The organism is Streptomyces sp. NPDC002265 (assembly GCF_040296125.1).
Taxonomy (GTDB): Bacteria; Actinomycetota; Actinomycetes; order Streptomycetales; family Streptomycetaceae; genus Streptomyces.
Window position 1 is genome coordinate 1 of sequence record NZ_JBEOWS010000635.1, and the last position, 2,248, is coordinate 2,248.

Here is a 2,248-nt window from a genome sequence, read left to right on the forward strand (position 1 = left end):
GCAGCCCCCGGCCCCGGCTGCGCATGGTCAGCCTCGCGCTGACCCTGGTGCTGATCGCGTTCGTCGTACGACTGCTCCAGGTGCAGGCCGTCGACGCCGACGCGTACGCCGCCAAGGCCGAGCAGAACCGCTACGTCGTGCACACCCTGGCCGCCGAGCGCGGCGGGATCACCGACCGCAACGGCGTGGCCCTGGCCGCCAGCGTGGACGCGTACGACATCACCGCCGACCCGACGATGTTCACCCGGAAGCAACTGAAGATCGGCGACGGGCCGGAGCAGGCGGCGGCGCTGCTCGCCCCGATCCTCGGCCTGGAACAGGCCGATCTCGTCAAGAAGCTCAGGCCCAAGGACAAGAAGCTCCAGTACGTCCGGCTCGCCGCCCGGCAGACCCCGCAGGTCTGGACGCAGATCAAGGACCTGAAGGCGGCGCTCGCCAAGAAGGCGCAGACGGACCGCACCACGGTCAACGTGCTGGCCGGGGTCTTCGCCGACCCCACCACCAGGCGGGTGTACCCCAACGGTGACCTCGCCGCCGGGATACTGGGCTGGGTCAACGCCGACGGCAAGGGCGGCGGCGGTATCGAGCAGCAGCTGAACAAGGCGCTCACCGGCAAGGACGGCAAGATCCGCTACGCCCAGTCCGGCGGCCGCCAGGTGCCGACCGCGGGCTCCACCGAGACGCCCGCCGTGCCCGGCAGCGACATCGAGCTCACCATCGACCGCGACATCCAGTGGGCCGCGCAGAACGCCATCACCGAGCAGGTGAAGAAGTCCAAGGCGGACCGCGGCTATGTGATCGTCCAGGACACCCGGACCGGCGAGATCCTCGCCATGGCCGACTCGCCCGGCTTTGACCCCAACGACCTGACCGAGGCCGACCCCGCGGCCCTCGGCAACGCGGCCGTCCAGGACGCCTACGAGCCCGGTTCCACCGCCAAGGTCATGTCGATGGCCGCCGTGCTGGAGGAGAACGCGGCCACCCCGCTGACCCATGTCACGGTGCCCAACCGGTTGCACCGCGGCGACCGGCTCTTCAAGGACGACATCGACCACAAGACCTGGTACCTCACGCTCAACGGCGTGCTGGCCAAGTCCAGCAACATCGGCACCATCCTCGCCACCGGCCAGCTCGGCAAGACGCAGCCCGAGGCCAACCGGGTCCTCTACTCCTATCTGCGCAAGTTCGGCATCGGCGGCTACACCGGACTCGACTTCCCCGGCGAGACCAGGGGAATCCTCGCCGCGCCGGACGACTGGTCGACATCGCAGCAGTACACGATTCCTTTCGGCCAGGGCGTGTCCATCAACGCCATGCAGGCGGCCTCGGTCTACTCGACGATCGCCAACGGCGGTGTGCGCGTCGCGCCCACGCTGGTGCGCGGTACGAAGGGGGCGGACGGCCGCTTCGTCCCCGCCGCCCAGCCGAAGAAGACCCGGGTCATCAGTGCCAAGACCGCCAGGAGTCTCGCCCAGATGCTGGAGTCGGTCGTGGACGACGAGCAGGGCACCGGCACCAAGGCGCGTATCCCGGGCTACCGTGTCGCGGGCAAGACCGGTACGGCCAACCGCGTGGATCCGGCCACCGGCAAGTACAAGGGATACACGTCGTCGTTCGCCGGCTTCGCACCCGCGGACAAGCCGCGCGTCACCGTCTACTGCGCGATCCAGAACGCCACCGAGGGCCTCTACTTCGGCGGTCAGATCTGCGGCCCGATCTACAAGCAGGTGATGGAGTTCGCCCTGAAGACCCTTCAGGTCCCGCCCACCGGGGCGAAGGCCGCCAGCCTCCCCGTCGAATTCACACCCTGACCCGGCCGGCACCCTGACCGGCCCGGAACCCGTACCGCCCAGCACCGAACCAGCCAGGAAACCAGCCCGTGACCATGATCACTCCCCAGCCGGGGAACCAGGGCGCGCCAGGCCCCTCGCTTCGCTCGCAAGCGGGTGCGCCCGGTACGCTCACCGCCGTGCCACACGCTGATCAGTCCCAAACCACCCAGAAGGGCGTTCCCGTGACATATCCGGGCCCGCCCCGGCCGGTCCAGGTCTCCGCAACACCCCTCGCGGAGCTCGCCGATCAGCTGGGCGCCACCATTCCGAAGGACGCCGCCGAGGTCACGGGCATCACCCATGACTCGCGCGCCGTCCGCCCCGGCGACCTCTACGCCGCCCTGCCCGGCGCCCGCGCCCACGGCGCGGACTTCGTCGTCCAGGCGGCCGGTCTCGGCGCGGCCGCCGTCCTGACC

General features: G+C 70.1%; 2 protein-coding genes. Both read left to right on the forward strand.

Translation table 11 applies throughout. The annotated features are described in order from the left end of the window. Window positions 1-1,811: peptidoglycan D,D-transpeptidase FtsI family protein (locus ABT085_RS45790; protein WP_351623043.1), on the forward strand; the 1,811-nt coding region annotated here is incomplete at its 5' end. Window positions 1,812-1,879: 68 nt separating this feature from the next. Next, a partial coding sequence (locus tag ABT085_RS45795) for a Mur ligase domain-containing protein (protein WP_351623045.1) occupies window positions 1,880-2,248 on the forward strand: 369 nt, incomplete at its 3' end.